This window comes from Streptomyces sp. NPDC107765 (genome assembly GCF_055657085.1).
Genome location: NZ_JBVKBL010000003.1, coordinates 531,422 through 558,188, shown reverse-complemented (window position 1 = coordinate 558,188; position 26,767 = coordinate 531,422). Strand labels below are relative to the sequence as shown.

Below are 26,767 nucleotides of genomic sequence, written 5' to 3'. Positions count from 1 at the left end.
GGGCCGACGGCCCCTCAGCGCAGTCGGTCGAGCCGCTTGCGGGCCGTGCGCAGCGACCGCCCGCGGGCCGGCACCGCCGACCACGGCCGGGCCCGGGCCTGCTCCAGGACGCCCGCCAGGTCCGTCAACGCCCAGCTCCGCGCGGTCAGTTCGGGGTCGTCGAGCTGCTCGTGGCGGATCGGCACGGCAACCGGCGCGCCCGGCTTGGCCCGTAGCGACCAGGGGGCGACGGCCGTCTGTGCGTAGGCGTTGCGCTGGACGTCCAGGTAGAGCCGGTCGCCGCGGGCCTTCTTGCGCACGGCCGTGGTGAGCCGGTCCGGGTGGCGCCCGGCCAGCACCTCCGCCACGTCCTGGGCGAAGCCGCGCACGGTGTCGAAGTCGCCGCGGCCGTCCAGCGGGACGATGACGTGCAGCCCGCGCGAGCCGGTGGTCATCAGCATCGTCGGCAGCCCGAGTTCGTCCAGCAGCCCGACGAGTTGCCGGGCGGCCTCCCGTACCGGCTCGAAGCCGGAGCCGGGCGGGTCGAGGTCGAACACCAGCCGGTCCGGGTGGTCGGGCCGGCCGGCCCGGGACAGCCAGCGGTGCAGGGTGAGACAGGCCTGGTCGGCGAGGTAGAGCAGGGTGGCCTTGTCGTCGCAGACGGGATGGGTGACGGTGCCGCCCTCCTTGGCCATCTCTTCGCGGCGGATCCAGTCCGGGTAGTGGTCCGGGGTCTCCTTCTGCATGAAGTGCGGCCCGTCCAGCCCCTCCGGGAGCCGTTCCAGCATCAGCGGGCGGTCCCGCAGGTGCGGGACCGCGGCCGCGGCCACCTGGCGGTAGTAGTCGACGACATCGGCCTTGGTCAGCCCGTCGTCCGGGAACAGCACCTTGTCCGGGCGGTGCACCTCCACCGTCCGGCCGCCCGCCCGCACGGTCTTCGTACCGCCCTGGCCGCCCTTGCCGCCCTTGCCGGTCCGCTTGCTGCCGGTTTCCGGGTTCCTGTCCGTGTCCTCCATGCGGGCGGGGGTACCCGCTGCGGGCCGCCGTACGCTCCGGCGTCCGGGTGGCGGCCGCCCGCCACGCCGCATGCCGGGCCCGAAAACGGCAACAAGGGTGGTGTCCCGAAGGGGCCTCATGGGCGTACCGCCCGTGGGGCCGTAGCGAAGGAGGGTGTTGTGCCGGAATCCGTACCGGACGCGACGTGCCGTCAGTGGGGGCGCGGAGCCCGCGACCCCGTACCACCGACGCCGGGCCCGGGGCCCGGGCCGCCCGGACCCACGCCGGGCCCGCGCCCCGGCCCGGTGCCCGCCCCCGGCCCTGATCCGGTTCCGCCACCGGTACCGGCCCCCGAGCCGGATCCGATCCCGCCGCATCCGGCGCCGCCCACGCCGGGGCCCGAACCGGGCCCCGCGCCCGATCCGCTGCCCGCGCCGGGCACCTCGGGCGCGGCCGCGGCGCCGCGCCCCGGGGCCGGCCGGCGCTGATCCCCCCTCAATGCGGGCCCCTCACCCCTGACATGCGGCCGGCCGGTCCCTGTGGAAACGTGGAAACAGTGCATGACCACATGACCCCCGCCGGGATCGCGCCGGCGGCCGGCCGGGTTTCCCAGGTGAGGAGTGAGCCATGGCCACGCAGAAACCCACCATCGTCGGGGGATGGACGGCCTTCGCGGGCGTCCTGATGATCTTCGGTGGGGCGATGACCCTGCTGGAGGGCATCTCCGCCATCGCGAAGGACACCGTCATTCTCACGACGCGGAACTACGTGTTCTCGTTCAGCCTCGCGGGCTGGGGATGGATCCACCTCATCCTGGGCATCGTGATCCTTGCGGCCGGCGTCGCCCTGATCGCCAGCGGAGCGATGTGGGCGCGCATCCTCGGCGTCGTCCTCGTCGGCCTCAGCGCGCTCGCGAACTTCCTGTGGATCCCGTACTACCCGTTCTGGGCCCTGACGCTGGTCGCCATCGACATCTTCATCATCTGGGCGCTCTGCGCGGGAGACCACCGGCACGCCGTGGCGTGACCTGACCGCCCACGGGGCCGCCCGGGGTGCGGGCGCCCCGGGCGGCCGCCGCCCGACCCGATCGGGCCATGCCCGATATGATCCGGGATGTACGGTTCGCCCGGTCCGCTTAGCATGGAGCCGAACGCACCGATGAAGGCGGCCCCCATGCGTCCCACGGCGAAGTTCGCCATCAGCTTCGGCCTGGTCACGATCCCGGTCGCCGCGTACAACGCCACGGAGACCTCCGCATCGGTCAGCTTCGTCCGCATCCACACCAAGGACGGCGGGCGGGTGCGCAACCAGCCGGTGTGCTCCCTGGAGGACGCCGAGGTCTCCCCCGACGAGATCGGCCGCGGCTACCGGCCCGGCGACGGCGACACGGTCGTCCCGCTCAGCGACGAGGACCTGGAGGCCCTCCCGCTGCCCACGGCCAAGACACTCACCATCCTCGCCTTCGTCGCCGGCGGTGACATCGACCCGCTACAGCTGGGCAAGGGCTACTACCTGGGCATCGACGGCCCGGCCGCGGCCAAACCGTACGTCCTGCTGCGCGAGGCGATGGAACGGCACCAGCGGGTCGGCCTGGGGAAGATCGCGCTGCACGGCCGGGAGACGCTGGCGATGATCCGGCCGATGGGCGAGGTCCTGGTGATGCAGCAATTGCTCTGGCCGCACCAGATCCGCCCGTTGCAGGGGGTGCTGCCCGAGCGCGAGGCACCGGTGCACGCCAATGAGGTGGCGGCCGCCGAGGCGCTGATGGACTCCTTCGGCGGACTGTCCGAGGAGGACGTGCACGACCACTACCGCGAGGCGCTCGAAGAGCTGGTGGCGGCGAAGCTGGCCGACCGCGAGCCGGAGTTCGAGACCGGCGAGGAGCCCCCGGCCGGCCAGGTGATGGACCTGATGGCGGCGCTGCAGGACAGCGTCCGGGCGGCGAAGCGGTCGCGCGGCGAGGACGAGGAGTCCGGCCCGGCCGCGACCGCGAAGAAGTCAGCGGGGCGGAAGGCCGCGGAGAAGAAGACGGCCGCCAGCGCGACGGGCACCAAGAAGACCGCCGAGAAGACGGCAGGCACGAAGAAGACCGCCGCGAAGAAGCCGGCCGCGGCGAAGAAGCCGGCCGCGGCGAAGAAGACCGCGGGCCGCGGCGGCCGTCGCGCGGGCTGAGCCGCCCGCCCGGGCCCACCTCGGGGCCCCGCCCCCTCCCCCCGCGCCGGACGTCCCGCCGCGGCCGCGGACATAAGGCCCCCGCCCCGGGGTAACCGCACTGTCAACAGGCCTGACCGTCAAAACCAGTTATGGAGGCAAACACCATGGGTATCGGCGGGTGCATCGGTCTGCTGGCGGTGGGGGCGATCCTCACGTTCGCGACCGACTGGCACATGGCCGGGATCAACCTCGACCTGGTCGGCATCATCATGATGATCGTCGGCATCATCGGGCTCGCGACGTACGTGAGCATCCTCAAACGGCGGCGCACCCAGCCGCCCTCCCCCGGCGCTCCGGTGGTGGACGTCGAGGACAACCGTTACTACCGGGGGTAGCCGGTCCACGGGCTGCCGGCCAGCGGACCGCTCAGCCGCAGCTGCTGCCCGGCCCGGGCAGCACGCCGTCCATCAGGAAACGGTCGACATGATTCTGGATACAGGTGTCGCCGGTGGTGTAGGCGGCGTGCCCTTCCCCGCGGAAGGTCAGCACGACGCTGGAGTTGTCCAGCGCCCGGGCCATGTTGAAGGCGCCCTGGTACGGGGTCGCCGGATCGTTGGTGGTGGCGACGAGCAGCATCGGCGGTGCGTCCGGCGCCGCGACGTCGCGGGAGGAGTCGTCGCCCGCGACCGGCCAGGCGTAGCAGTCCAGCAGGGTCGGGGCGATGTCCGGGCCGAACAGCGGTGAGGCCCGGGTGAGTTCGCGCTCCGCCCGGGGATAGTCGGCGGCGCCGTAGCGCTCCGAGGTGTCCCGGCAGGAGATCGCGCGCAGGGCCAGCTGGTCCTGCGGCGGCAGTTGGTCGTCCTGCCCGGTCCGCCGCGGCGGGAGTCCGGCCCGCGGCGGTACGGCAACGGCCGTGCCGCCGCGGGCCCTGCTGCTGTGGGGGGCCAGGCTGCCGCCGCTGTCGCTGAGCCGGAGGATGCCCGCGCCGTCACCGCGCCGCAGCTGCGCCAGGGCCTGCCGCAGGGCCGGCCAGTCGCTGCGGCTGTAGAGGGCCTCGCGCAGCGCGTAGACATAGGTGGTCTCGTCCACCGTACGCCCCTGCACCGTCAACGGTGTATCGGTCAACTCCCGGTACCAGCGGAGCAGTTGGTCCTGTGCCCGGCCGTCGTCCGTGCCGAGCGGGCAGTCGGCGGCACGGACGCAGTCGGCGGTGAAGTCGTCCAGCGCCCGCTGGAAGCCCCGGGCCTGGCCGAGCGCGGTCTGCCAGGTGTTCTTGGTGGGGTCCTCGACGCCGTCCAGCACCATCCGGCCGACCTTGTCCGGGAATTCATGGGCATAGACCGCGCCGAGCTTGGTGCCGTAGGAGAATCCCAGGTAGTTGAGCTTGTCGTCGTGGACCGCGGCGCGCAGCACGTCCAGGTCCCGGGCGACGTCCGTGGTGCCGACCCAGGGAAGCAGTCCGCCGGAGTACCGCCCGCACGCCTCGTTGATGCGCTTCTCCTTCGCCGCGAGGGTGTCGTCGGCGCCGTTGCCGGGCGGCGGGGCGAGCCGGCTGCCGCAGGAGACGGGTTCGGTGCGCCCGGTGCCGCGCGGATCGAAGCTGACGAGGTCGTAGCGCTGGTTGGGGCGCGCGAAGGCGCTGCCGCTGCCGATCAGGTAGTCGACGCCGGAAGCGCCCGGACCTCCGGGGTTGAGCACGAGGGAACCGAGCCGTTTGCCGGGCCCGGTGGCCGGCAGCCGGACCAGCTGGACCTGCAGCGCGGTCCGGTCGGGGTGGGCATAGTCCCGCGGTACGGTCAGCCGGGCGCATTCCAGCCGGTCGGAGAAGCCCGGCGGCGCGGTGTCGCCCTGACTGCGGGCGCTCTCCTGTACGTCCGGTCCGCACCGGGCCCAGGAGAGCCGCTGCTGGTAGAAGCGCGCCGGCCCGGGGCCGGGGGACGGTTCACCGGCGACCGCCGGCACGGGAGTTACCGCCAGGGCGGCGGGGACGCCGGCCGGTACGCCGAGCAGCGCCACCACCGCCGCCACGGCCGGCAGCCGGGCCGCGGCCGCACACCGGCGGACCCGCCGCGTTCCCCCGGCTCCCCCACGATCTGCCCCCGTACGAGGCGGGGCACGGCGTGATCCCGGCATATTCCGAGCGTAGGACCGTCGCCCTCGGTCCGCACACCTACGGGCCGACGGCAGGCCGGACGTCCTGCGGTTCTTTGACCGCTTTTTGACCGCATCGACGCCACTTTGACGGACCCGCGTGTTTTTCTTCCGGACCGCCGGTAACCCGTAGAGCGGGCTGCCCGTAACGGCGGGCGAACCCGCTGTTCCGGCCTGCCCACGGGGCGCGGCCGCGCTCCGCACCCGCGAGAGGCGCCCGAGATGCGCAGGTCACCACAGGGATCACTCTGGAGATATGGCGCCGATCGGCAGGCTGCCCAGGAAAAGGTGACACGTCCATGAACGAGAGAACGAAGATCATGCTCGCCGCCGCGATGGCCGGCGGCTATGTGCTGGGCCGTACCAAGAAGGGCCGGCTCGCGCTCACGGCGGCGTCCTATCTCGCCGGGCGCCAATCCGGCCTCAACCCCCGTCAGCTGGTGTCCGACAACCTCCGCAAGCTCGGGGACATCCCCCAGGTCGCGGATCTGGGCGACCAGCTCCGCGGTGAGGTGATGGATGCCGGCCGCAAGGCCCTGACGGCCGCCGCCACCCGCCAGCTGGCCTCGCTCGCCGGGACCCTCCAGGACCAGACCCGCCGCCTCCGGCTCGGCCCCGAAGAGGACGAGGAAGAGGAGGAGGAGTACGAGGAGGAACCTCGGGAGGAGGACGAGGAGCCCGAGGAGGAGGAAGAAGAAGGCGAGTACGACCAGGAGGACGAGGAGGGGCCGGACGAGGAAGAGGAGGAAGAGGAGGAAGAGGAGCCGCCTCGCCGCGGCGGCGGAGCCCGCGGGGAAAGGGCTCCGGAGAAGAAGACCGCCGGCAGCCAGGCCCCGGCCAAGAAGGCCGCCGCCAAGAAGGCCCCGGCACGAAAGGCCGCCGCCAAGAAGGCACCGGCGGCGAAGAAGACGGCCAAGGCGGCCAAGAAGGCTCCGGCGAAGAAGAGCGCCGCCAAGAAGACCGCGTCGCGCGGCAGAGGCGGGAGGTGACCGGTCATGGCACGAACGGGATCGGGCCTGGACTCGGGGCTGGACCGGGTGCGGGACGAGTTCGGCAACCTCATGACGGCGTGGGTGGGAAACCTCGCCGAACGCGCCGGCGACAAGCTGACGGACGTGACGGACCGGCTCACGGATGTCGCCGAGAACGGCGGCTCCCTGGGCAAGGAGATCGGCATGGGCCTTCTGGGCGGCAAATCCCCCGCCAAGGCAGTGCTCTCCGGAACGGCGAAAAGCGTCAAGGACAAGCTGGTCGGAAAGGCCAAGGAGGCTTTCGGCGGCGGAAAGAAACGCGCCTCGGGCGACCGGAAGGTCACCAACATCATCGAGGTCCTGGACGTCGGTGTGCCGGTGCGTACCGCCTATGACCACTGGACGCAGTACGAGAAATTCAGCCGCTTCACCAAAGGCGTGCGCAATGTGTCGCCGCACGACGAGACGAGCAGCGACTGGAAGGCCAAGGTCGGACCGTCGACCCGGGGCTGGAAGGCGACCGTCCAGGAACAGATACCGGACGACCGGATCGTCTGGACCTCGGAGGGGGCCAAGGGATCGACCCGGGGCGCGGTGAGCTTCCACGAGCTGGCGCCGAACCTGACCCGCATCGTGCTGGTCGTCGAGTACTACGCCTCGGGCTTCTTCGAGAAGACCGGAAACATCTGGCGTGCGCAGGGACGACGGCTGCGGCTGGACTTCAAGCACTTCCAGCGTTACGTGACCCTCACCACCGAGGAACCGGAGGGCTGGCGCGGCGAGATCCGCGACGGCGAGGTCGTCCGGACCCATGAAGAGGCCGTCGAGGAGGAGGAGAGCGAAGCGGCCGAGGAAGAAGAAGGCGAGGAAGAACGCGAGGAGGGCGAAGGAGAAGGCGAAGAGGAGGAAGAAGAGGAGGAGGAAGAGGAACCGGGAGAAGAGCGCGAGGAGGACGAGGAAGCGCCCGCCGAAGAGGACGAGGAAGAGACCGAAGAGGAGTGAGGCTGATGCGGCTCTCCGCGCGGTACACGAAATTCGCCGTCCTCTCCCCGGGTACGGGTGGCGTCCTGCGGACCGCCACCGGTTCCGGCAGCGACACCGGGACGTGGAAAGGCGCCGCGGCCCGCGCCGAGGCCACGTTCCTGCGTTCCCTGGACGAACTGAGCCGCCTGGAGAAGCTGGACCCGGTGATCGGCCCGCTCCGGCGGGCGGTCCATGGGCTGCCGCTGGGGCGCTGGCGCGATGTGCTGCACGGGCTGCCGATCGGCCATCCGCTGCACCCGGCGCTGGTACAGCTCCCGCTGGGCTCGTGGCTGTCCGCCGCGGTGCTCGACCTGGTGCCCGGCGACCGGCGCGGGGCCCGGGTGCTGGTGGGCGTGGGCGTGCTGTCCGCGCTGCCGGCCGCGCTGGCCGGCTGGGTCGACTGGGCCGAGCAGCAGCAGGACCAGATGCGCACCGGGCTGGTGCACGCCGCGTCGAACGCCGTGGCCATCGGCCTGTACGCCAACTCCTGGGTGCAGCGCGGCCGCGGCCGTACCGCGCTGGGCAAGGCGCTCGGATTCGCGGGGCTGTGCGCGGCCGGTACCGGCGGGCTGCTGGGCGGGCACCTCGCCTACCGGCAGGCCGCGGGCGCCAACAAGGCCCAGCCGGTGCCGTACCTCGTGGCGGCGGGCTGGCACACCGTGGGACGGGTGGAGGACTTCCCGGTCGGCGAGGCGGTGCGCCGGGAGCTGGGTGAGGTGCCCCTCGTCGTGGTGCGGCAGCCGGGCGGCCACATCCACGTCCTCGCCGACCGGTGCAGCCACCTGGCGGGGCCGCTGTCGGAGGGGAAGGTCGCGGACGGCTGTGTGGAGTGCCCCTGGCACGGCAGCGTCTTCCGGCTGGCGGACGGCGCCAACGTACGGGGGCCGGCCACCGCGCCGCAGCCCGCGTTCCAGGTGAGCGTGGAGTCCGACGGCACCGTGCGGGTACGGCTGCCCGACGCCGGCGGCTGACACCGGCCGGGGCCGGGCCGCGCGCACACGCCACCGGTCCCCGCCGCCCGCACGGAGACACGGGCGGCGGGGACCGGTTCTCGTCGGCCGTTCCGGCCGGGCAGCAGGCTCAGTGCTTCAGTGTGTGCCGGCCCTTCTCCACGGCCTGCTTGACCTTGCCCATGGCCTTCTCGGCCCTGCCCCGGTGTTCGAGCCCCGCGTCGCCGCGGGCCCTGCCGGTCGTTTCCTTGGTCCTGCCGATCGCTTCCCTGGCCTTGCCCGCGGCGGTGCCGCCGAGCTCCCGGGTCTTCTTCCTGATGTCCATCTCGCGCTCCTTGTCGTGCTCCTTGTCGTGCTCCTTGTCGTGCTCCTGGTCGTGCTCCTGGTCGTGTTCCTGGTCGTGTTCCTGGCTTCGTGCTCCTGGTTGCGGGACGGCGCCGGTCAGGACGGTGCCGGTGGCAGCAGCGTTCCGAGGGGTCCGAGGTCCAGGTTGAGGTCTTCCAGTGACAGGTCGTACCGGGCGCAGAGGTCCACCATCCGGCTGTGCAGGATCATCAGCGTCTCGCCCAGCCGTTCCTCCTGCTCCTCGGTCAGGTCCCCGGCGTCGACCCGGTGCAGGGCCTGGCGCTCCATGAGTTGCCGCAGCAGCTCGACGAGGGTGAGGACGAGCTTCATGAGGTCGCGTTCCACCGTGTCGGGATCGGTGGCGATCCGGTGGGCGGGCCGGTGCGACGGACCGCCCGGCGTGCGCAGGACCTCGTCCTCCGGTGCCGCGGGCAGCAGGCGGAAGGCGCGCTCCGCCGCGTCGGCGACCTCGTCGAAGCGGGCGCCGGCCGGCCACCGGGCGTCCTGGGTCATGGTCCGCCCTCCGGGAGCGTCGGCTCCTCCGGGTACGGCAACTCGCCCCGCTGCGCCAGTTCCTCGCGCGACGGCCACGGGGAGGGGTTCGCGGCGCTGATGGAGACGACCAGCGCGCGCAGCGTGATGCGGACGAGGTCGATGTCGGCGATGGAGAGCACCACGTCGCCGGTGAGCACCACACCGCCGCTGAGCAGCCGGTCCAGCAGGTCGATCAGCGCGACCTGCTGGTTCGGCAGCGGCTCGTCCGTCCTGGCCGGCGGCCCGCCCACGGGCCTCACGGCGCGGCTCTCCGCACGGGTTCGGCCTCGGCGGGGACGGCGAAGGAGTAGGGCGCCCAGGGCCCGGTGACCTCCACGCGGACGCCGGGGAAGCCGTCACCGGCCCGGAGGACGTCGGTGCGGAAGTCCTCGGCGTCCTGCTGCGGCACGAGGTAGGCGTCGTTGACGACGTTCTCGCCCGGGCCCTGGGCCAGTTCGCCCTGCTGTGCCCGGTGCCTGACCTGGTCGACGGCATAGGTGCGGGCGGTGTCCTCGACCCGCCGGGCCGCCTCTTCGGCCTGCCGGTAGGCGTCCTGGCGGGCGTGCCGCTGGGCCCTGCGCCGGCTGAGGTAGGCCCGCCCGGGGCTCACGTCCTGGTCGGCGGACGGCTCCTCGGGGGCCTCGGCGGCCTCGACGTAGATCTTGACCCCCCACTCGGTCTGGGCGGCCAGCTCGGCGAGCCGGTCGGCGAACGCCTGCCGGCGGTCCGCCAGCATCAGCCGGACGCTTTCGTCGTCGACGTAGACGGTGGCCAGCCGCAGCGGCAGTACGGTGCTGCGGGCGGCCAGCGCCTCGATCACCCGGTGGTGGGCGCGGGCGACCACCTCCAGCCAGTCCAGGTCCTCGAGGTGGGAACGGAGTGCGCTTTCGTCGAAGTCCGCCGCAGGCACCGCGCTGACGGCGACGACCACATCGCCGTCGTCACCGGTACGCACCAGACGCACGGGCGCGTCGGCCACCCCCGGGAGCCCGGACAGTTCCGCCTCCAGCGATCCGTCGGCGTCCCGCGCGACCGCGTAGGCATAGCTGATGAGCTCGGTCATGGCTCGTCCCGCTTCTTGCCCCGGGGGCGCGGCTCGGCCCGCTTGCGTGCGGTGCCGGAGGTGCGGGCCCGGCCCGAGGTGCCGGACGTGCCCGAGGTGCCCGAAGTGCCGCTCACGGTGCGCCGTCCGCGGGGGGCCGGGCGGTCCGCGCGCTCGGCGGGCTCGGGCGGTCCGGGCGGTTCGGCCGGCTCGGCCCCCGGGGCCCGCTTGGCCCGCCTGGCCTGCCCGGCCTGCCTGGTCACCGCGGCCTGCTCGTTCGCCCGGACGTTCTCGGCCTCGTCGCCCGCCGCGGCGTCGTCGGGCTGCTCCGCGGTGTCGCCCGGCGGCAGCTCGTCGCCCACGGGCCGGTCGCGCGCCGCGGCGAGTTCGGCCCGCAGCCGCCGGTTCTCCTCGGCGAGCGAGCGGTAGCCGTCGGAGGCCCGGGAGGACAGTGCGGGGTCGTGCTCCCACCAGTCGATGCCCATCTCCTTCGCCTTGTCCACCGACGCGATCAGCAGCCGCAGCTTGATGGTGAGCAGCTCGATGTCGAGCAGGTTGATCTGGATGTCCCCGGCGATGACGAGGCCCTTTTCCAGGACGCGTTCCAGGATGTCGGCGAGGTTGGCCGAGGTGCCCTGGCCGCCGGACGGGGCGGCCCTGGACGGATGGTCACCCAGCCTCCTGGCGACGGGTTCACTCACGGACCTGCACCTCGCTTCCCTGCCGTTGCGGCGGCCGGGCGGCCCGGCTCAGCCGCCGGTGCCCCGGATATGGGCCCGGATCTCCTCCAGCCGGTCCAGCAGTTCGTCCTCCCGCCGGTCGAACGTCTCCTCGTCGATCTCCCCGGCCAGCAACTGCCGCTCCAGATCGGCGAGTTGCTTCTCCACGGGGGCGGGGTCGTAGTACTCGTTCTCGGCGGCCTCGACCACCCGCTCCATGACCCAGACGACCCCGCGCACCGGGGCGAGCGGAAGGGTGGCGATCTGTCCCAGCAGACCCATGGGAACTCCCTGGACGAGGCCGCGGACCGGACGTCCGGACGAGCCGGACGACCGGCCGGGCCTTGGCGGATCAGACGAAACTGTAGACCGGGAGCGGACCGCGCAGCCGCAGGTCGAAGTCCTCGCCCAGTTCGTCGGCGATCTTCTGCACCGCGGTGCGCAGGCGTTCCTCCCGGTCCCGGTCGACGAGGAACGACACGCTCAGGAAATCGTCCCCGGCCGCCTTGTAGGTGCTCACCTCGCGGGCGAACCCGCTCAGCGCGTCGGAGACCACGGCGGCCAGCCGTTCCTTGCGCGCCTCGACCTCCTTCGAGACCAGTTCGCCGAGCGCGAGCGGCAGGTCCGGGCCGGCCCGGCCGCTTCTGACCTCCTCGTTCATCCGGCGCGCCTGGTCCGATTCCGTGAGGATCTGGCGCAGCAGCGCCTCCTCGCTCTGGGCGGCCTTGAGGTGGTACTCGACACAGCCCTCCAGCGCCTGCAGCCGCTCGGCGTACTCCTCCGCGCGTTCCTCCAGCACGGTCCGCACCGCGTCCTCGTCGTCGGCCGTGAAGCCGAACTGCAGCGGCAGGGCCGTGCCGTCGGCCATCAGCCGTTCCTGCACGGCCTGATGGGCGGCGAGGTCGCGGCGCTTGGGCCGTAGCCCCTCGGGGGCATCACTGACCACCGCGGTCAGCTCCTCGCCGGCCACCGTGCGCAATTCTGACGGCGGGTCGCCCACTCCGTTCAAACCGTCCAGCTTCTGCGGATGGCTGCGGGAGACGATCGCGTAGACGTAGACGGGCATGGCTCAGTCCTTTCGGTGCCTCACCGGTCGCTCGCGCTTGGCCGCGGGCTCCTTGTGCCGTTCCTCGGACTCCTGGACGCCGGCCTTGAGGGCGTCGGCCACGGACTCCGCGACACCGCTCAGGGCCCCCTTGGTCTTGCCGCGCGCGCCGCCCTCGGTGACCTCGCCGACGACGTCCGTCAGCTTGGACGGGGCCTTGCGGCCGGACTCCAGGTCGAGGCGGTTGCAGGCTTCGGCGAAGCGCAGATAGGTGTCCACGCTGGCCACGACGATGCGGGCGTCGACCTTGAGGATCTCCAGGCCCACCAGCGAGACCCGTGCGAAGACGTCGATGACCAGACCACGGTCCAGGAGCAGTTCCACGACGTCGTAGAGGTTGCCGGTGGCCTGTCCGCCACCCGTCGCAACGGCTCCTCCTCCTTGCGGCACTACACTCACGGTGCCTCCCTTTCACCGGCGCACTCCGGATTCCACCGAGGTGGCCGTGTCGTTCACTTGCCGAACGGTGATGTCGGCGTCGGCTAGCTCTGGCCGATCTGTCCTTTGGTGTAGCGGCGGGTGCGCTCGTAGGACATCAGCTCGCCCTCTTCGTCGAGCGTCACCCGGTAGCTCGCCATCACGCTGCTCGTGGTGGGGACGCGTTCGAGTTCCAGAACCTCCACGTCGGCCATCCAGCCGTCCTCCGTCGGTTGCACCGCGGAGACCGACTCGGGGGCCCGGCCCAGGAGCTCCTGGAGCTGCTCGGCCGCGTAGCGCATCGCCCGCGGCGCGGAAACGCGGCGGGCGGCGCGCTCCGTTCCACTCTCATCCGTTTCCCGGCTGCCGGAAGGTGCCTCGCTGCCTTTCCCCGCCGTCTTTCCGCGGCTCGGGCGCCGGTCCGGTGCTTCGTCGTCCTCTTCTTCTGCGGCCATGTTTCCTCTCAGGATTCGGAGGTGACATGCTGCCCGCGCCAGGTTCAAGAGGCGCCATTACATGATATACGGCGGTTTGTCCTATATCGCGAGCCAGACGGCCCGCAGCCGTCCGGCCCTCCGCGTGCCCCGCCGGCACCCGGGCGCCGGTGGCCGCTCGCATGCCGTGATCCGGCCGTCGGCGTAACGTCAGCACTGTTCCGCACGGACGGCGGGCCGGAGTGGGTCGCAGATGTCACGACGACAGCGGTGCGAAGGTGCGAGATGAGCGGCGGGACCGGGACCGACCCGCTGGACCGGGTACTGCTCCGGACGATGCGGGACGCCGGGGCGTCCGCCGGCGGGGTGTACGTGCTGGCGGACGACGAGCCGGTGCTGCAGCTGACCGTCATGAGCGGGGTGCCCGTGCCGTTCCTGGAGCCGTGGAGCCGGGTGGCGCTGGCCGCCCCCATCCCGGTCGCGGTCGCCTTCCGCCGGCGCCACCTGGTGTGGGCGGGCAACCACCAGCAGCTGGTCCGTGACTTTCCCCGTACGGCGGTGGCCGTGCCGTACGACTTCGCGCTGGCCGCGGCGCCGATCGGCGACCGGGACGCGGGCGGGGGCCGGGGCGCGCTGCTGCTGCTGTGGCCGGCCGAGCATCCGCCGCACCTGTCGGCGGACGAGCGGGAGCGCGTCGAGAACGGCTGCCGGCAGCTCGCGGCGGTGCTGGCGGAGCAGCCCCGGCGGTCCGCCGGACACCCGCCGCGGCCGGTCGAGCCGCGGGTGCTGACCCCGCCGCCGGCCCGGACCGTCGGCCCCCAGGAGGCGCTGGCCGCGGTCGATTTCGCCGAACGGCTGCCGGGCGGCGCCTGCGCGCTCGACCTGGACGGCTCCCTCACCCTGGTCACGACCGGCGCCGCGGAACTGCTGGGCGCGGAGCCGGACCGGCTGCTCGGGGCGCGCCCCTGGGAGGCGCTGCCCTGGCTGCGCGACCCGGTGTTCGAGGACCGGTACCGCGCCGCGGTGATCAGCCGTCAGCAGATGTCCTTCGTCGCCTTCCGCCCGCCCGACCGGTGGCTCACCTTCCGGCTCTTCCCGGACGGCCGCGGTCTGAGCGTGTGGATCGCGCCCTCGGAGGTCCCGGCCGGCAAGGAGTACGGCCCGTTGCCGGTGCCCGCGCCGGGAGAGGCGGTGCCGCCCCGGGCCGGCCAGATCTACCACGTGCTGCACCTGGCGGCCGCGCTCACCGAGGCGGTGGGCGTCCAGGACGTCGTCGACCTCGTCGCCGACCAGATCGTGCCGGCCTTCGGGGCCCAGGGGATGCTGATGTACGCGGCGGAAGCCGGCCGGCTGCGGACCATCGGCCACCGTGGTTATCCCCCCGAGGCCATCGCCGCCTTCGAGGGGCTCGCGCTGGGCGCCGCGAAGAGCCCGGCCGTGCACGCCCTGTCCACCGGGGAGCCCAGCTTCTACACCACCCCCGAGCAGATGGAACGCGACTACCCGGGGCTGCCGCGGCTGACCGGCAAGGCGGCCCGGGCCGTGCTGCCGCTGATCGTCTCCGGCCGCCCGGTCGGCTGCTGCATCCTCTCCTACGACCGCCCCCGCACCTTCAGCATGGACGAGCACCAGGTCCTCACCTCGCTGGCCGGACTGATCGCCCAGGCACTGGACCGGGCACGGCTGTACGACGCCAAACAGCAGCTGGCCCACGACCTCCAGGCCGGGCTGCTGCCGCACGGTCTGCCGTCGGTGCCCGGTCTCGCGGTCGCCGCCCGCTATCTGCCGTCGACCCGCGGGATGGACATCGGCGGCGACTTCTACGACCTGATCCGCCTCGACGAGGACAGCGTGGCCGCGGTCATCGGTGACGTACAGGGCCACAACGCGGCGGCGGCCGCCCTGATGGGGCAGGCCCGCACCGCCGTGCACGCCCATGCGACGGCGGGCGCCTCCCCGGGCGAGGTGCTGGCCCGGACCAACCGGCTGCTGACCGATCTGGACCCCGACCTGTTCACCAGCTGCCTGTACGTCCACCTCAACCTGCGCTCCGGCCGGGCCTGTCTGGCCAGTGCCGGCCACCCGCCGCCGCTGCTGCGCCACCCCGACGGGCACACCCGGGTGCTGGACGTGCCGCCCGGGCTGCTGCTGGGCATCGACCCCGACTCCCGGTACGAGGCCACCGAGATCGACCTGCCGCCGGACTCCGTACTGGCGCTCTACACCGACGGCCTGGTGGAGCAGCCGGGGGTCGACCTGGACCGGGCGGTCGCCGAGCTGGCCGGCCGGCTGACCGCGGCACCGCCCCGGCAGCCCGACGCCCTCGCGGACGTGCTGCTGGGGAACCGGTACTCCGGGGCGGACCGCCAGGACGACGTGGCGCTCATGCTGCTGGCCCCGGACAGGATCGGACCGGACGGGCCCGCTTGACCGCTCCGCGGCGGGGTAGCCGCCCTTCCCCGGGGTCGCCCGGCCCCGGCGTGCCAGACCCGAACAGGAGTGACTTCGATGTCCGGTGCCTCGCCGATCCGCCCGGTCCTGGCCGGTGTGGACGAAGGAAGCGACCAACGGACGGTGGTCCGGCACGCCGCACGGCAGGCCGGGCTGCACCACACCCCGCTGCATCTGCTCCACGTCACCGGCCACCCGGATCCCGCCGGTACCACGACGGACGGGCACGGGCCACCGGCGCCGGCGGCCGCCGTCACCGAACGGCTCGCCGAGCTGGCCCGCGTGGAGTTCCCCGGCATCACGGTGACCACGGAGACGGTGCCCGGCCGGGCCGCGCCGGTCCTGCTGGAGCGCTCGGCGGAGGCCTCCTTCCTCGTCCTCGGCCACCGCGGCAGCGGCGGCTTCCCGCGGCTGTCGCTGGGCTCGGTGAGCCAGCAGGTGGCCACCCACGCCGACTGCCCGGTCATCGTCGTACGGCCCGGGGAGACCTCCGCGGACCCGGACAACCGGGTGGTGGTCGGGGTGGACCTCGGCGACCTCCGCGCGCGGGCACTGGACGTGGCGTACGAGGAGGCGGCGGCGCGCGGGGCGAGCCTGCAGCTGCTGCACGCCACCTTTCACCCCGGCGAGGTGCCGACCGGACCCAGCCTGGTCGCGCCGGACTTCGAGGCGCTCGACGCGGCCGCGCTGGAGATCCTCCGTACCGAGGCCGCCCGGCGCCTCGACCGTTTCCCCGAGGTCACGGTGCAGGCCCGCGTCGAACGCATCCGCCCGGCGGCGATGCTGACCGAGTCGTCCCGCGGCGCGGCCCTGGTGGTCGTCGGCACCCACGGCCGCCGGGGCCTGCGCCGGCTGATGCTCGGGTCGGTGAGCGGCGAGGTGCTGCACCGCGCGGCCGCGCCCGTCATGGTCGTGCCGGGGCGGGACGGCGACCACCAGGCGTCATAGGGCGCATCGCACGGAGCGCGCCGCGTCGTCCGCGCGGCGCCGGCGGGCGCGGGCACGGCCGGGTGTCAGGGCCAGGTGCCGGCGCGGAGCGGGACGCCCCGCCCCAGGGCGCGCTGGGTGCGGTGGAGCAGGCTGCCCGGTGCGCGGCGCAGGGCCGCCCGGGCCGCGTTGGCCCCCGGTGCGCCGTGCACCCCGCCGCCCGGATGCGCGCCGGCCGAGGCCAGGTAGAGCCCCTCGACGGGGGTTTCCGGGCGCCCCAGCCCCGGCAGCGGCCGGAAGAACAGCTGCTGGTGGACGGCGGTGGTGCCGCCGTTGACCGCGCCGCCGTGCAGATTGGCGTCCAGCGCCTCCAGGGTGGGCGGGGCGAGGATGCGCCGGGCCTTGATCCGCGCCCGGAAACCGGGGGCGAACCGCTCGACCTGCGCCTCCACCCGGTCCGCCATCGCCTCCTGGTCCCCGCGGTCCCAGGCGCCGGTGATCCCGCCCCGCTCCGCCGCGTCCCCGCGGACCCGGTGCGGTACGTGGGTGTAGGCCCAGGCCGACTCGGTGCCCGGCGGCGAGCGGGTGGGATCCGCGGTGGTCATCTGCCCGAACAGCGCGAACGGCCGGTCCGGTACCTGCCCCATCGCGATCTGGGCGGCGAACCGCGTGAGTTCGTCCATCCCGTCGGCGAGGTGCACGGTACCGGCGGTGGCGGCGGCCTCGGCCGCCCACGGCACCGGACCGCCCAGCGCCCAGTCCACCTTGAACGTGGCGAAGTCCCACTGGAAGCGCCGCAGGTCCGCCAGCACCCGACCGGGCAGCTCACGGGGGTCGATCAGCCGGCCGTACAGCGCCGGGACGGACACGTCGGCCAGCACCGCCCGGCGCGCCGGCACGGTCTCTCCGATCGCGGTGCGCACCGCCACCGCGCGGCCGGCGCGCACCACGATCCCGACCACCCGCTCCCCGCAGCGCAGCACCCCGCCGCGCCGCTGCAGCCGCCGGACCAGCGCCCAGGTCAGCTCCTGCGCCCCGCCGGCCGGCACGGGGAAGCCGTAGGCCTGCGCCAGCATCGACATCAGCCAGCCGAACCCGCCGCTGCCCGCCGCTTCCGGGGCGAGGTCGGCGTGCAGTGCGTTGCCCGCCAGCAGCAGCCGCCCGGCCTCGCCCTGGAACTCCTCGTCGCCCAGGCGCCGTACGGGCAGCAGCAGCTGCCGGGCCAGCCGCAGTCCGCCCGCGGCGCGGAGCCGGGCGGCCAGCCGGGCCGTCGCCCGGACCGGGGGGAACGGGGTGAACAGGGCCTGGAGCAGGTCGGGGCCGATCCGGTCCCACATGCCGCACAGCCCCTGCCAGGCGACCCCGTCGCCGGCGCCGAAGGCTTCCAGTGCGGCCGCGGTGTCCTCGGGGCAGCGGTCCAGCACCGCGCAGCGGCCGTCCGTCAGCGGATGGGCCAGCACCCGGGGCGCATGGCTCCACACCAGCCCCTGCTCGTACAGGTCCAGGCGTGCGAGGACCGGCGAGGCGGCGGCCAGCGGGTAGAAGGAGCTGCACAGGTCGCTGACGTAGTCGGCGTGCACGCCGCGGTCACTGCGGACCGCGCCGCCCGGCTCCTCCTGCTCCTCCAGCACCTCGACCGTCCACCCGGCGTCGGCCAGCAGGTTCGCCGCGACCAGCCCGTTGGGCCCGGCACCGATCACCACTGCGTCCGGCATCGCCGTCTCCCGTCAGGAAACCGCCCCTCGCGTCAGGACACCGCCCCCTCCGCGGCAGGAAGAACCGGCGCGGCTCACCCGCCGTGCTCCACCAGCTCCTTGAACTGCTGCAGGTCGCTGCGCAGGCCCCGCTCGATGGCGGCGGCCTGGGCGAAGCCCTTGGGCCCGCCGAAGGTGTCGGTGATGGTCCCCGGCTCGTACTCGAAGCGGGCCTGCAGGCGGGTGTGGTCGTCGTCGAGGGACAGCAGCGAGAAGGCGCCCCCGAGGCTGGGTCCGCTCGTGGTGCGCCACGTCATCACGTTCTCCCCGCCCCGGTCGGTGATCGTGATCTCGAACTCCCGGGTCCGGCCGCCCGCCTCGACGTCGAGACGGGTCCGCTCCCCCTCCGAACGGGCGGCCCGCACCCCGTCCAGGAACTGCGGATACGCCTCCGCCCGATGCAGGCATTGCCATGCCGTATCGAGCGGAACGCTGATGTCTATGTGTTCTTCGAGAGTGCTCATCGGGCACCTCACAACTCGGCTCATGGCACGCGATTACGCTTCCAGGGTGCCCCGCCCGGAGCGGGGCGGCGACCCGGCCGAGGGGTGCCGCGCGCACCGGATTCGCTACGTCCGCGGTGCGGCGAAGGTCTGTTCGCGGACGAAATCGCAGGAGCGGCGCAGGAGGCGGGAGATGTGCATCTGGGAGAGGCCGACCCGGTCGCCTATTTCCTTCTGGGTGAGGCCCATGAAGTAGCGCAGGTAGAGGATGCGCCGCTCACGCTCCGGGAGCATGCGCAGGCCCGCGGTGGCCGCCGCCCGGTCGTCGACCAGGGCCAGGGCCGGGTCCTCCTGCCCGACGAACTCGCCGAGCGTGTCGGAGCCGTCGCCGCCCAGGGGCCGTTCCAGGGACAGCGTGGTGAAGGTGTTCTCGGCGTCGAGGCCGAGCAGGACCTCCTCCTGGGTCAGGCCGGTGTGGGCGGCCAGGTCGCGTACGGTGATCTCCTGCTGACCGGCGTGCGCGGCCAGCTCCTCCCGGGCGTGGAAGACCTTGGTCCGCAGGTCCTTGACGCTGCGTGGGACGTGCACCGCCCACATCGCGTCGCGGAAGTGCCGCTTGAGCTCGCCGACGATGGTGGGCACCGCGAACGCGCCGAACGGGGTGTCGGCCCGCGGGTCGAACGCGTCGATCGCCTTGAGCAGGCCGAGCGCGGCCACCTGCCGCAGGTCCTCGTCGCTCTCACCGCGGCCGGTGTAGCGGCGGGCCAGCCGGTGGGCCATCGGCAGCCAGGCCCGCAGGATCTCCTCGCGCAGCCTCTCCTTGCGGTCACCGTCGGCCAGTGTGGCCAGTTCCTCGAAGGCCGCCCCGGTGTCCGGGTCCAGGTGCGCGTACCGGCCGGAACCGGCACCGCTGGTCATCGCGCCTCACGCCTCCCGATCAGCCTTTTCGCCCTGCCGCGGGCTGCCCGCCCGCTGCTCGTCCAGCTCATCGTTTCCACTGTGCGGCCAGGGGCGGACGCGCGCGAGACGACCGGGGGCCGCCCCGCCGCACCACCCGTGCCGGAGCACCGGGTGGGAGAATGGGAGGGAGGGCGAGCCGCGCCCCGGGTCCGCAGGCGGTGGGTGAGGGAGCCGCCGCGGTGCCCCCGGTGGCGAACGGCTCGGCTCAGCGGCCCCCGTGCCGGGGATTCCCCGGCACGGGGTCGGCCGATCGGAAGGGGACGCGACCGTGTCCGAGTACCGTCCGGACGGGCCCCGGTCTGAAGGCCGCCGGCGCAGCGGCACCGAGCCGGTCACGGCCCGCAGTGCGCTGCGGCTCCGGCTGGTCCTGTCGGCCGCCGCGGTGGTGGTCTTCGGCGCCGGAACGGCGTGTTTCGCGGTGTGGTCGGGGGCAGCCGGCCCGCAGGACTCCCCCGGCCCGACCGCGCTGCTGGTGCTGGCCGTGGTCTGCGGGGTGCTGGTGCTTCTCGCCGTGCTGGACCTGGTCGTCGTGCGGGGCCGCATCCGCCGCGAGCGGCGCGTGGCCGCCGGGCCGGGCCCGCGCTGAGCCCCGGTCTCAGCGCGCCAGGGCCGGGATGACGCCGCCCGCCAGGACCGCCCGGCGCCGGCCGGGCGAGAGCCGGTGATGGACCGGATACCCCTCGTCGCGGGTGGTGTTGCGGACGCGGAGGGCCGGCGGACCGTGCTCCGCGAGCGCCGCGTGCAGGCCGGTGAGCCGCAGCCGGTCCCCGGGCTCGATGCGCCCGTAGTCGTCGGGGTCGTCGAATTCCAGGGCCAGTACGCCGAAGTTGGCGAGGTTCTGCCAGTGGATGCGGGCGTAGGACTTCGCGATGACGGCGCGTAGGCCGAGATAGCGCGGAGTGATGGCGGCGTGTTCCCGCGAGGAGCCCTGGCCGTAATTCTCCCCGGCGACGATGAGGTGGCCGCCGTCCTCCTGGGCCGCTTTCGCGCGGCGCGGATAGTCCGGGTCGAGCCGGGTCAGGGTGAATTCCGCGAGTTTCGGGATGTTGGACCGGTAGGGCAGTGCCCTGGCGCCCGCCGGGGAGATTTCGTCGGTCGAGACGTCGTCACCGGCCTTGAGGAGAACGGGGAGTTCCAACTCGTCCGGCAGCGGGTCGAGTTCGGGCAGTGCGGAGATGTTGGGGCCGCGTTCCAGCTCCACCCGCAGCGCCTCGTCCGGTGGCAACGGCGGTTCCAGCATGGCGTCGTTGACCGACACCGGGTCCGGGGCGTCGGGTGCCGGGGGGTCCACGGCGCAGCGGGCGGCCCATGCGCGGGGATCGGTGAGGGTGCCGGTGAGCGCGGAGGCGGTGGCGGTCTCCGGCGAGCACAGCCAGACCGCGTCGTCGTCGGTGCCGGAGCGGCCGGGGAAGTTCCGCGGGAAGGTGCGCAGCGAATTGCGGCCCGCGGCCGGCGCCTGCCCCATGCCGATGCAGCCGAGGCAGCCCGACTGGTGGATTCTGGCGCCGGCCGCGATCAGGTCGAAGGTGGCCCCGCACCGGGTCAGGTCCTGGAGGATTTCCCGGGAGGTGGGATTGATGTCGAAACTCACTCCGGGGGCGGTCTGCCGCCCGCGCACCATGGCGGCGGCCACCGCGAAGTCGCGGAACCCGGGGTTCGCCGACGATCCGATGACGACCTGGCCGACCGGTGCCCCGGCGACCTCCCGTACGCCGACGACATTTCCCGGCGAGGTCGGCCGGGCGATCAGCGGTTCCAGCGACGCCAGGTCGATCTCCTCCGCCACGTCGTAGGCGGCGTCCCGTTCGGCGACGATTTCGGTGAAGTCGGCACCCCGCCCGACGGCTTCGAGGAATGCCCGTACGGCGTCGTCGGCGGGGAAGACGGTGGTGGTGGCGCCGAGTTCGGCGCCCATATTGGCGATGACGTGCCGGTCCATGGCGGTGAGGGAGGCCAGTCCGGGGCCGTGGTATTCCAGGATGCGGTGGACACCGCCCTGGACGCCGTGGCGGCGCAGCATCTCCAGGATGACGTCCTTGGCGCTCACCCACGGCGGGAGTTCGCCGGTCAGCCGGATTCCCCAGATCTGCGGCATGGTGAGGTGCAGCGGCCGTCCGGCCATGGCGAGGGCCACTTCCAGCCCGCCGGTTCCGATCGCCAGCATTCCCAGGGATCCGGCGGCGCAGGTGTGGGAATCCGAACCGGCCAGGGTTTTCCCGGGAATTCCGAAGTGCTGCATGTGTGTCGGATGGGAGACGCCGTTGCCGGGTTTGGAGAACCACAGTCCGAAACGGCGGGCGGCCGAGCGGAGGAAGAGGTGGTCCTCCGCATTGCGCTCGTCGGCCTGGAGGATGTTGTGGTCGACGTACTGCACGCTGACCTCGGTGCGGACCCGTTCCAGCGCCAGCGCCTCCAGCTCCTGCATGACCAGCGTGCCGGTGGCGTCCTGAGTGAGCGTCTGGTCCACCCGCAGGGCGATCTCCTCACCCGGTTCCATGCGGCCGGACACCAGGTGGTCGCTGATCAAGCGCTGCGTCACGGTCCCCTGCGAACGCCCCATTTGTTCATGTTAGCCCTCCTCTGCCGCGCCGGCCCTGCCGTACCGTCGGCCGGCCACCGGCCCAGGACCGGCCGCGCGTGGGGCAGACTTGTCGGACAGGCTGGGACGCCGTGGGAGAAGGAGACCGACATGGCCGGCAGGCAACCGCAGCGGCGACCGGTCGTCGCGCTCTACGAGCGCATCGTCGAGGCGGTCCGGGACGGCACCTATCCGCCGGGCTCCACCCTGCCGACCGAGCCCCGGCTCGCCACCGAGCTGGGCGTGAGCCGGCCGGCGCTGCGCGAGGCGCTGATCCTGCTCCAGGAGGACGGCGTGATCACCGTGCGGCGCGGGGTGGGCCGCACGGTCAGCCACCATCTGCCGCCCCGCGGCTTCGAGCACCTCAAGCCGGTCGAGGAGCTGCTGGGCGAGGGCCGCCAGGTCGCCACCACCGCCCTGGCCCGTACACATGAGGAGCCGACCGACTTCTCCACCCAGCACCTGCTGCTGCCGGGCACCTGCCATGTGCGCTTCTGGGAGAGCCGCATCGAGGTGGCCGGTCTGCCCTCGTGCCTGACGCAGGAGTGGGCGGCGCAGGACGAGCTGCTGGCCGAGCTGCTGCCGGCGGCGGTGGAGGCGTTCGACGGGCCGGCGGCGGGCTCGTCGTCGATGCTCCGGCTGCTGCTCGCGGCCGGGCGGGGACTGCCGCTGACCGGCGGCAGCACGGTGGTGGCCACCACCCTCGGCCGGCAGCGCGGGGCGCAGCTGGGCCGCCCGGCGGACACCCCCGCGGTGCTGATCACCCAGGTCGTCCGGCTGGACCGTACGCCGCTGCTGGCGGCCAAGCACATGCTGCCGCCGGGCGCGCCCGCCCTGCCGGTCTGGCAGGCCCGGTAGCCGGCCGGCGGGACGGCCGGCGGGCCCTCGGCCTGGACGGCCCGCCGCTGGTCCGGCCGGCACCCGTTCCCGGGACGCGTTCGCCCTCCCAGGGAAGTCGTGTCATACTCCCGCCCCATGACCTTGTCTGACAAGCTGCCGCTGGTGGCTCCCCACGTCCTCGATGAGCGGCAGATCCGGCGCGCTCCCAAGGTGCTGCTGCACGACCACCTCGACGGCGGCCTGCGCCCCGCGACCGTCATCGAGCTGGCCGGGCACATCGGGTACCGGGACCTGCCCACCACCGACCCCGCCGCGCTGGGCCGCTGGTTCCGCGACGCCGCCGATTCGGGTTCGCTGGAGCGCTACCTGGAGACCTTCGCGCACACCTGCGCGGTCATGCAGACCCCGGAGGCGCTCTTCCGGATCGCCGCCGAGTGCGCCGAGGACCTCGCGGCCGACGGCGTGGTCTACGCCGAGGTGCGCTACGCGCCCGAGCAGCACCTGGCCGGCGGGCTGTCCCTGGACGAGGTCGTGGACGCGGTCAACGCCGGCTTCCGGGAGGGCGAGCGCCGGGCCGCGGCCGCCGGCCACCGCATCCGGGTCGGCACCCTGCTCTGCGCCATGCGCCACGCGGACCGCTCCCTGGAGATCGCCCGGCTCGCGGTCGCGCACCGCGACCGCGGGGTGGCCGGCTTCGACATCGCCGGCGGCGAGATCGGCAACCCGGCGAGCAACCACGCCGAGGCGTTCGACCACCTGCGCGCCCAGGGCGCCCGGGTGACCATCCACGCCGGTGAGGCGGTCGGCATGGACTCCATCCACGAGGCGGTGCTGCGCTGCGGCGCCCACCGCATCGGCCACGGCGTGCGGATCACCGACGACCTCTCGACCGGCCCGGACGGCCGGGTCACGCTGGGCCGGCTCGCCTCGTACGTCCGCGACATGCGGATCGCCCTGGAGGTGTGCCCCACCTCCAACCTCCAGACGGGCGCCGCCGCGAGCTACCCCGAGCACCCGATCGACCTGCTCCGCCGGCTCGGCTTCCGGGTGTGCCTCAACACCGACAACCGGCTGGTCAGCGGTACGACGATGACGCAGGAGTTCCAGCACCTGGCCCGCGCCTTCGGCTACGGCGCGGCCGAACTGGAGGAGTTCACGGTCAACGCGGTCAAGGCCGCCTTCCTCCCCTTCGACGAGCGCACCGCGCTGCTGAACGAGGTCGTCCTCCCCGGCTACGCGCGGCTGCGCGCCGAGGAACTCGGCCGCGTTCCGGCCGGCGCGGGCAGCCTTGTCTGACAGCTAGCCGTCGGCAGGGGCCGGACTCCGCCACGAGGCAGCGGCCCGGGCACCTGCCCGGGCCGCTGCCTCGTCCGCGGGTGCGCCGCCTCCACCGTCTACCAGGAGGACTTGGTGACGCCGGGGAGGAACCCGGCGTGCGCCTGCTGCCGCACCCGCACCCGGGACAGGCCGAACTTCCGCAGGTGCCCGCGCGGCCGGCCGTCCACGCTGTCCCGGTTCCGCACCCGGGTCGCGCTGGCATCGCGCGGCTGCCGGCGCAACTCGGCCTGGGCGGCCGCGCGTTCGTCCCCGGTCGACGAGGGCCGCCGGATGATCTCCTTCAGCTCGGCGCGCCGGGCCGCGTACCGCTCGACGATCACCTTGCGCCGCTCGTTCTTCGCGATCTTGCTCTGCTTGGCCATCTGACCTTCACCCTCGCAACCCCCCACGGGTGCCGCGGCGGAACGTGGGGTGCGCGTCAGCGAGGGGTGAGCACCATCCGGAAGCGGGCCGTTCCGGAGAGCATCTTCCGGTAGGCCTCGTCGGTCCGGTCCAGCGGCGCGGTCTCGATCATCGGGCGGATGCCGTGCAGCGCGCTGAAGGCCATGGTGTCCTGCACGTCCTGGGCGGTGCCGGACGGATGACCGCGGACGGCCTTGCCACTCATGATCAACTGCACCGGGCTGATCCCCAGCGGGTCGGTGGACACCCCGATGACCACCAACTCGCCGCGGTGGGACAGCCCGTCCACGGTCGCGGCGATGGCCTCGGAGCTGGCCGCGGTGGCCAGGACGACCTTGGCGCCGCCGAGGGACTGCAGGGCGTCCGCGACGGGGGTGGCCGCCGTGCTGTCGACGTAGTGGTGCGCGCCGAGCTGCTCGGCGAAGTCGGCCTTGGCCGCGCCACGGGCGATGGCCACGGTCTCGAAGCCCATCGCGGCCGCGTACTGCACGCCGAGGTGGCCCAGGCCACCGATGCCGAGGACGGCGACCAGGTCGCCCGGCCGGGCGGGGCTGCGCCGCAGCCCGTTGAACGTGGTCACCCCCGCGCAGGCCATCGGCGCCGCCTCGGCCGCCGGGAGCGCCTCAGGGATGCGGGCCAGCGCGTCGGTCGGCGCGATCACCACGTCCGCGTAGCCGCCGTCGTACGCCCAGCCCGGGACCTTGAGGTTCTGGCACACCACGAAGTCGCCCTGGCGGCACGGCGGGCAGTGGTGGCAGCTGCCGCCGAACCAGCCGACGGCCACCCGGTCGCCCACGTGCCAGCCGTCGTCCACGTCCACGTCCGCGCCCAGCGCCTCGATGCGCCCGGCGATCTCGTGCCCGGGGACCAGCGGAAACCGTACGCCCGGGACCTGGGCGTCCACGAAGACGGAATCGCTGTGGCAGATCCCGCAGGCGTCCACGGCCACCCTCACCTGCCCGGGGCCGGGTTCCGGCACCTCGCGTTCGACGATCTCGAACGGGGCTTGGGCGGCGGCGACCTGGGCGGCGCGATAGCTCCTCATACGGCCCTCCGGGGACGTGCGACGGGAACGTGCGGACGGCCCCCGTTCCAGCACACCACCTCCGGGCCGATCACGCGCGCGCAGGCGCCCGGCGCGTGCCGGTGCCGTCGGCGCCGCCGCGGGCCGATACTTGAACCGCCGGACCGGCCCGCCCACCAGGAGGTACCCGTGAAGATGCTGATCAACGTGCCGGAGACCGTCGTCGGGGATGCGCTGCGGGGGATGGCCGCCGCGCATCCGGAGCTGGTGGTGGACGCCGAGAACCGGGTGGTGGTGCGGCGGGACGCGCCGGTGGCGGAGAAGGTGGCGCTGGTGTCCGGGGGCGGCAGCGGGCACGAGCCGCTGCACGCGGGCTTCGTCGGGCCCGGGATGCTGGACGCGGCATGCCCCGGAGAGGTGTTCACCTCCCCCGTACCGGACCAGATGGTGCGGGCGGCGGCCGCGGTGGACAGCGGGCGCGGGGTGCTGTTCGTGGTGAAGAACTACACGGGGGACGTGCTCAACTTCCAGATGGCGGCGGAGCTGGCGGAGGACGAGGGGATCCAGGTCGCCAGCGTGCTGGTGGACGACGACGTGGCGGTGACGGACTCGACGTTCACGGCCGGGCGGCGCGGCACGGGCGCGACGCTGTTCGTGGAGAAGATCGCCGGCGCGGCGGCCGAGGAGGGCATGCCGCTGGAGCGGGTGGAGGCGGTGGCCCGGCAGGTCGTCGGGTCCTCGCGCAGCTTCGGGGTGGCACTGAGCGCCTGCACGACGCCGGCCAAGGGCAGCCCGACGTTCGATCTGCCCTCGGGAGAGCTGGAGTTGGGGGTGGGCATCCACGGCGAGCCGGGGCGGGAGCGGCGGCCGATGATGACCTCGCGGGAGATCGCGGACTTCGCGCTGGACGCGGTCCTGGAGGACCTCGAACCGCGGCTGCCGGTGCTGGTGCTGGTCAACGGCATGGGCGCGACACCTCTGCTGGAGCTGTACGGATTCTCCGCGGAGGTGCGCCGGGTGCTCGACGAGCGCAAGGTGGCGGTGGCCCGTACGCTCGTCGGCAACTACGTGACGTCGCTGGACATGGCGGGCTGTTCGGTGACGCTGTGTCAGGTGGACGGGGAGCTGCTGCGGTTGTGGGACGCGCCGGTGCAGACGGCCGGGCTCCGGTGGGGCCGGTAGCGGATCCCCCGGCGGCGCCGGGCCGTTTACCCGTCCCGGTGCTCGTGT

Annotated in this window: 29 protein-coding genes; 12 read left to right on the top strand and 17 right to left on the bottom strand. The window is 73.5% G+C overall.

From position 1 onward, the window contains the following. Positions 1-14: 14 nt before the first annotated feature. Positions 15-995 carry a non-homologous end-joining DNA ligase gene (gene ligD, locus ACZ7MX_RS11185; protein ID WP_472131277.1) on the bottom strand — a complete coding sequence of 327 codons (981 nt, stop codon included), beginning with the start codon at positions 993-995 and terminating at the stop codon, positions 15-17. Positions 996-1,602: 607 nt separating this feature from the next. Between ligD and ACZ7MX_RS11180 the strand changes: the two genes are divergently transcribed. The 3 genes from ACZ7MX_RS11180 to ACZ7MX_RS11170 all read left to right on the top strand — a co-directional run bounded on the left by ACZ7MX_RS11180 (position 1,603) and on the right by ACZ7MX_RS11170 (position 3,524). Then, positions 1,603-2,001: a DUF7144 family membrane protein gene (locus ACZ7MX_RS11180; protein WP_472131276.1), complete on the top strand. Its 399-nt coding sequence runs from the start codon at positions 1,603-1,605 to the stop codon at positions 1,999-2,001. A gap of 147 nt (positions 2,002-2,148) precedes the next feature. Further along, positions 2,149-3,147 (top strand): non-homologous end joining protein Ku, encoded by a 999-nt coding sequence (gene ku / locus ACZ7MX_RS11175; protein WP_472131275.1) that lies wholly within the window; start codon positions 2,149-2,151, stop codon positions 3,145-3,147. Between the two features lie 146 nt (positions 3,148-3,293). Beyond that, a complete protein-coding gene (locus ACZ7MX_RS11170) occupies positions 3,294-3,524 on the top strand; it encodes a DUF6458 family protein (protein WP_030798711.1) in 231 nt (76 codons plus the stop codon). 31 nt (positions 3,525-3,555) lie between these two features. Here ACZ7MX_RS11170 and ACZ7MX_RS11165 read toward each other — a convergent pair whose 3' ends face one another. Beyond that, positions 3,556-5,262 carry an alpha/beta hydrolase gene (locus ACZ7MX_RS11165; RefSeq protein WP_472131274.1) on the bottom strand — a complete coding sequence of 569 codons (1,707 nt, stop codon included), beginning with the start codon at positions 5,260-5,262 and terminating at the stop codon, positions 3,556-3,558. 317 nt (positions 5,263-5,579) lie between these two features. Between ACZ7MX_RS11165 and ACZ7MX_RS11160 the strand changes: the two genes are divergently transcribed. From ACZ7MX_RS11160 to ACZ7MX_RS11150, 3 genes are read left to right on the top strand one after another with little or no spacing between them, the layout of a single operon-like run. Next, a complete protein-coding gene (locus ACZ7MX_RS11160) occupies positions 5,580-6,269 on the top strand; it encodes a histone protein (protein WP_472131273.1) in 690 nt (229 codons plus the stop codon). Between the two features lie 6 nt (positions 6,270-6,275). Further along, complete coding sequence (locus tag ACZ7MX_RS11155; protein WP_472131272.1) at positions 6,276-7,253, top strand: SRPBCC family protein; 978 nt, start codon at positions 6,276-6,278, stop codon at positions 7,251-7,253. 5 nt (positions 7,254-7,258) lie between these two features. After that, on the top strand, positions 7,259-8,245 hold the full coding sequence (locus ACZ7MX_RS11150; RefSeq protein ID WP_472131271.1) for a Rieske (2Fe-2S) protein: 987 nt from the start codon (positions 7,259-7,261) through the stop codon (positions 8,243-8,245). Positions 8,246-8,354: 109 nt separating this feature from the next. On the opposite strand, the gene ACZ7MX_RS11145 is transcribed toward ACZ7MX_RS11150, so the two are convergent. From ACZ7MX_RS11145 to ACZ7MX_RS11105, 9 genes are all read right to left on the bottom strand, one after another. After that, a complete protein-coding gene (locus tag ACZ7MX_RS11145) occupies positions 8,355-8,549 on the bottom strand; it encodes a CsbD family protein (RefSeq protein WP_472131270.1) in 195 nt (64 codons plus the stop codon). A gap of 116 nt (positions 8,550-8,665) precedes the next feature. Beyond that, on the bottom strand, positions 8,666-9,082 hold the full coding sequence (locus ACZ7MX_RS11140; protein WP_472131269.1) for a gas vesicle protein K: 417 nt from the start codon (positions 9,080-9,082) through the stop codon (positions 8,666-8,668). Then, positions 9,079-9,363, bottom strand: coding sequence for a gas vesicle protein (locus tag ACZ7MX_RS11135; RefSeq protein WP_472131268.1), 285 nt, complete (start codon positions 9,361-9,363; stop codon positions 9,079-9,081). The genes ACZ7MX_RS11140 and ACZ7MX_RS11135 overlap by 4 nt, the downstream gene beginning before the upstream one ends. Beyond that, positions 9,360-10,166 (bottom strand): GvpL/GvpF family gas vesicle protein, encoded by an 807-nt coding sequence (locus ACZ7MX_RS11130; RefSeq protein ID WP_472131267.1) that lies wholly within the window; start codon positions 10,164-10,166, stop codon positions 9,360-9,362. Before ACZ7MX_RS11130 ends, ACZ7MX_RS11135 begins: the two co-directional genes overlap by 4 nt. After that, a complete protein-coding gene (locus ACZ7MX_RS11125; protein WP_472131266.1) occupies positions 10,163-10,846 on the bottom strand; it encodes a gas vesicle protein in 684 nt (227 codons plus the stop codon). The genes ACZ7MX_RS11130 and ACZ7MX_RS11125 overlap by 4 nt, the downstream gene beginning before the upstream one ends. 48 nt (positions 10,847-10,894) lie before the next feature. After that, positions 10,895-11,146: a gas vesicle protein GvpG gene (locus ACZ7MX_RS11120; protein WP_472131265.1), complete on the bottom strand. Its 252-nt coding sequence runs from the start codon at positions 11,144-11,146 to the stop codon at positions 10,895-10,897. Between the two features lie 70 nt (positions 11,147-11,216). Continuing rightward, the gene (locus ACZ7MX_RS11115; RefSeq protein ID WP_472131264.1) at positions 11,217-11,930 is read right to left on the bottom strand and encodes a GvpL/GvpF family gas vesicle protein; all 714 of its coding nucleotides are present in this window, start codon (positions 11,928-11,930) and stop codon (positions 11,217-11,219) included. A 3-nt stretch (positions 11,931-11,933) separates the two neighbouring features. After that, positions 11,934-12,368 carry a gas vesicle structural protein GvpA gene (locus tag ACZ7MX_RS11110; RefSeq protein ID WP_030411251.1) on the bottom strand — a complete coding sequence of 145 codons (435 nt, stop codon included), beginning with the start codon at positions 12,366-12,368 and terminating at the stop codon, positions 11,934-11,936. An 83-nt stretch (positions 12,369-12,451) separates the two neighbouring features. Further along, positions 12,452-12,841, bottom strand: a complete 390-nt coding sequence (locus ACZ7MX_RS11105; protein ID WP_472131263.1) for a gas vesicle protein GvpO — start codon at positions 12,839-12,841, stop codon at positions 12,452-12,454. A 264-nt stretch (positions 12,842-13,105) separates the two neighbouring features. On the opposite strand from ACZ7MX_RS11105, the gene ACZ7MX_RS11100 reads away from it, so the two are divergent. Together ACZ7MX_RS11100 and ACZ7MX_RS11095 are read left to right on the top strand one after the other, a co-directional pair. Then, positions 13,106-15,250 (top strand): SpoIIE family protein phosphatase, encoded by a 2,145-nt coding sequence (locus ACZ7MX_RS11100; RefSeq protein ID WP_472131262.1) that lies wholly within the window; start codon positions 13,106-13,108, stop codon positions 15,248-15,250. Between the two features lie 78 nt (positions 15,251-15,328). Then, positions 15,329-16,219, top strand: a complete 891-nt coding sequence (locus ACZ7MX_RS11095) for a universal stress protein (protein ID WP_472131261.1) — start codon at positions 15,329-15,331, stop codon at positions 16,217-16,219. 65 nt (positions 16,220-16,284) lie between these two features. On the opposite strand, the gene ACZ7MX_RS11090 is transcribed toward ACZ7MX_RS11095, so the two are convergent. The 3 genes from ACZ7MX_RS11090 to ACZ7MX_RS11080 all read right to left on the bottom strand — a co-directional run bounded on the left by ACZ7MX_RS11090 (position 16,285) and on the right by ACZ7MX_RS11080 (position 19,313). Continuing rightward, a complete protein-coding gene (locus ACZ7MX_RS11090; protein WP_472131260.1) occupies positions 16,285-17,913 on the bottom strand; it encodes a phytoene desaturase family protein in 1,629 nt (542 codons plus the stop codon). Between the two features lie 74 nt (positions 17,914-17,987). Continuing rightward, positions 17,988-18,416, bottom strand: coding sequence for an SRPBCC family protein (locus tag ACZ7MX_RS11085; RefSeq protein ID WP_472131259.1), 429 nt, complete (start codon positions 18,414-18,416; stop codon positions 17,988-17,990). Between the two features lie 105 nt (positions 18,417-18,521). Continuing rightward, on the bottom strand, positions 18,522-19,313 hold the full coding sequence (locus ACZ7MX_RS11080) for a SigB/SigF/SigG family RNA polymerase sigma factor (protein ID WP_472131258.1): 792 nt from the start codon (positions 19,311-19,313) through the stop codon (positions 18,522-18,524). Between the two features lie 310 nt (positions 19,314-19,623). On the opposite strand from ACZ7MX_RS11080, the gene ACZ7MX_RS11075 reads away from it, so the two are divergent. Continuing rightward, positions 19,624-19,941, top strand: coding sequence for a DUF6343 family protein (locus ACZ7MX_RS11075; RefSeq protein ID WP_472131257.1), 318 nt, complete (start codon positions 19,624-19,626; stop codon positions 19,939-19,941). 9 nt (positions 19,942-19,950) lie between these two features. On the opposite strand, the gene ACZ7MX_RS11070 is transcribed toward ACZ7MX_RS11075, so the two are convergent. Continuing rightward, positions 19,951-21,915 (bottom strand): aconitate hydratase, encoded by a 1,965-nt coding sequence (locus ACZ7MX_RS11070; RefSeq protein WP_472131256.1) that lies wholly within the window; start codon positions 21,913-21,915, stop codon positions 19,951-19,953. A 129-nt stretch (positions 21,916-22,044) separates the two neighbouring features. On the opposite strand from ACZ7MX_RS11070, the gene ACZ7MX_RS11065 reads away from it, so the two are divergent. Further along, complete coding sequence (locus ACZ7MX_RS11065; RefSeq protein ID WP_472131255.1) at positions 22,045-22,791, top strand: GntR family transcriptional regulator; 747 nt, start codon at positions 22,045-22,047, stop codon at positions 22,789-22,791. Between the two features lie 117 nt (positions 22,792-22,908). After that, positions 22,909-24,069: an adenosine deaminase gene (locus tag ACZ7MX_RS11060; protein WP_472131254.1), complete on the top strand. Its 1,161-nt coding sequence runs from the start codon at positions 22,909-22,911 to the stop codon at positions 24,067-24,069. A 98-nt stretch (positions 24,070-24,167) separates the two neighbouring features. Here ACZ7MX_RS11060 and rpsN read toward each other — a convergent pair whose 3' ends face one another. After that, positions 24,168-24,473, bottom strand: coding sequence for a 30S ribosomal protein S14 (gene rpsN / locus ACZ7MX_RS11055; RefSeq protein WP_472131253.1), 306 nt, complete (start codon positions 24,471-24,473; stop codon positions 24,168-24,170). 56 nt (positions 24,474-24,529) lie between these two features. Next, positions 24,530-25,558 carry an alcohol dehydrogenase catalytic domain-containing protein gene (locus ACZ7MX_RS11050; protein WP_472131252.1) on the bottom strand — a complete coding sequence of 343 codons (1,029 nt, stop codon included), beginning with the start codon at positions 25,556-25,558 and terminating at the stop codon, positions 24,530-24,532. Between the two features lie 168 nt (positions 25,559-25,726). Between ACZ7MX_RS11050 and dhaK the strand changes: the two genes are divergently transcribed. Further along, on the top strand, positions 25,727-26,719 hold the full coding sequence (gene dhaK / locus ACZ7MX_RS11045; RefSeq protein WP_472131251.1) for a dihydroxyacetone kinase subunit DhaK: 993 nt from the start codon (positions 25,727-25,729) through the stop codon (positions 26,717-26,719). Positions 26,720-26,767 lie beyond the last annotated feature (48 nt).

Coding starts and splice junctions, on each gene's coding strand:
- ACZ7MX_RS11170 (WP_030798711.1), top strand. CDS start 3,294: ATGGGTATCGGCGGGTGCATCGGTCTGCTGGCGGTGGGGGCGATCCTC.
- ACZ7MX_RS11080 (WP_472131258.1), bottom strand. CDS start 19,313: ATGACCAGCGGTGCCGGTTCCGGCCGGTACGCGCACCTGGACCCGGAC.
- ACZ7MX_RS11155 (WP_472131272.1), top strand. CDS start 6,276: ATGGCACGAACGGGATCGGGCCTGGACTCGGGGCTGGACCGGGTGCGG.
- ACZ7MX_RS11120 (WP_472131265.1), bottom strand. CDS start 11,146: ATGGGTCTGCTGGGACAGATCGCCACCCTTCCGCTCGCCCCGGTGCGC.
- ligD (WP_472131277.1), bottom strand. CDS start 995: ATGGAGGACACGGACAGGAACCCGGAAACCGGCAGCAAGCGGACCGGC.
- ACZ7MX_RS11060 (WP_472131254.1), top strand. CDS start 22,909: ATGACCTTGTCTGACAAGCTGCCGCTGGTGGCTCCCCACGTCCTCGAT.
- ku (WP_472131275.1), top strand. CDS start 2,149: ATGCGTCCCACGGCGAAGTTCGCCATCAGCTTCGGCCTGGTCACGATC.
- ACZ7MX_RS11085 (WP_472131259.1), bottom strand. CDS start 18,416: ATGAGCACTCTCGAAGAACACATAGACATCAGCGTTCCGCTCGATACG.
- ACZ7MX_RS11050 (WP_472131252.1), bottom strand. CDS start 25,558: ATGAGGAGCTATCGCGCCGCCCAGGTCGCCGCCGCCCAAGCCCCGTTC.
- ACZ7MX_RS11090 (WP_472131260.1), bottom strand. CDS start 17,913: ATGCCGGACGCAGTGGTGATCGGTGCCGGGCCCAACGGGCTGGTCGCG.
- ACZ7MX_RS11065 (WP_472131255.1), top strand. CDS start 22,045: ATGGCCGGCAGGCAACCGCAGCGGCGACCGGTCGTCGCGCTCTACGAG.
- ACZ7MX_RS11130 (WP_472131267.1), bottom strand. CDS start 10,166: ATGACCGAGCTCATCAGCTATGCCTACGCGGTCGCGCGGGACGCCGAC.
- ACZ7MX_RS11160 (WP_472131273.1), top strand. CDS start 5,580: ATGAACGAGAGAACGAAGATCATGCTCGCCGCCGCGATGGCCGGCGGC.
- ACZ7MX_RS11145 (WP_472131270.1), bottom strand. CDS start 8,549: ATGGACATCAGGAAGAAGACCCGGGAGCTCGGCGGCACCGCCGCGGGC.
- ACZ7MX_RS11070 (WP_472131256.1), bottom strand. CDS start 21,915: ATGGGGCGTTCGCAGGGGACCGTGACGCAGCGCTTGATCAGCGACCAC.
- ACZ7MX_RS11165 (WP_472131274.1), bottom strand. CDS start 5,262: ATGCCGGGATCACGCCGTGCCCCGCCTCGTACGGGGGCAGATCGTGGG.
- ACZ7MX_RS11105 (WP_472131263.1), bottom strand. CDS start 12,841: ATGGCCGCAGAAGAAGAGGACGACGAAGCACCGGACCGGCGCCCGAGC.
- ACZ7MX_RS11180 (WP_472131276.1), top strand. CDS start 1,603: ATGGCCACGCAGAAACCCACCATCGTCGGGGGATGGACGGCCTTCGCG.
- ACZ7MX_RS11140 (WP_472131269.1), bottom strand. CDS start 9,082: ATGACCCAGGACGCCCGGTGGCCGGCCGGCGCCCGCTTCGACGAGGTC.
- ACZ7MX_RS11150 (WP_472131271.1), top strand. CDS start 7,259: ATGCGGCTCTCCGCGCGGTACACGAAATTCGCCGTCCTCTCCCCGGGT.
- ACZ7MX_RS11115 (WP_472131264.1), bottom strand. CDS start 11,930: ATGCCCGTCTACGTCTACGCGATCGTCTCCCGCAGCCATCCGCAGAAG.
- rpsN (WP_472131253.1), bottom strand. CDS start 24,473: ATGGCCAAGCAGAGCAAGATCGCGAAGAACGAGCGGCGCAAGGTGATC.
- ACZ7MX_RS11095 (WP_472131261.1), top strand. CDS start 15,329: ATGTCCGGTGCCTCGCCGATCCGCCCGGTCCTGGCCGGTGTGGACGAA.
- ACZ7MX_RS11100 (WP_472131262.1), top strand. CDS start 13,106: ATGAGCGGCGGGACCGGGACCGACCCGCTGGACCGGGTACTGCTCCGG.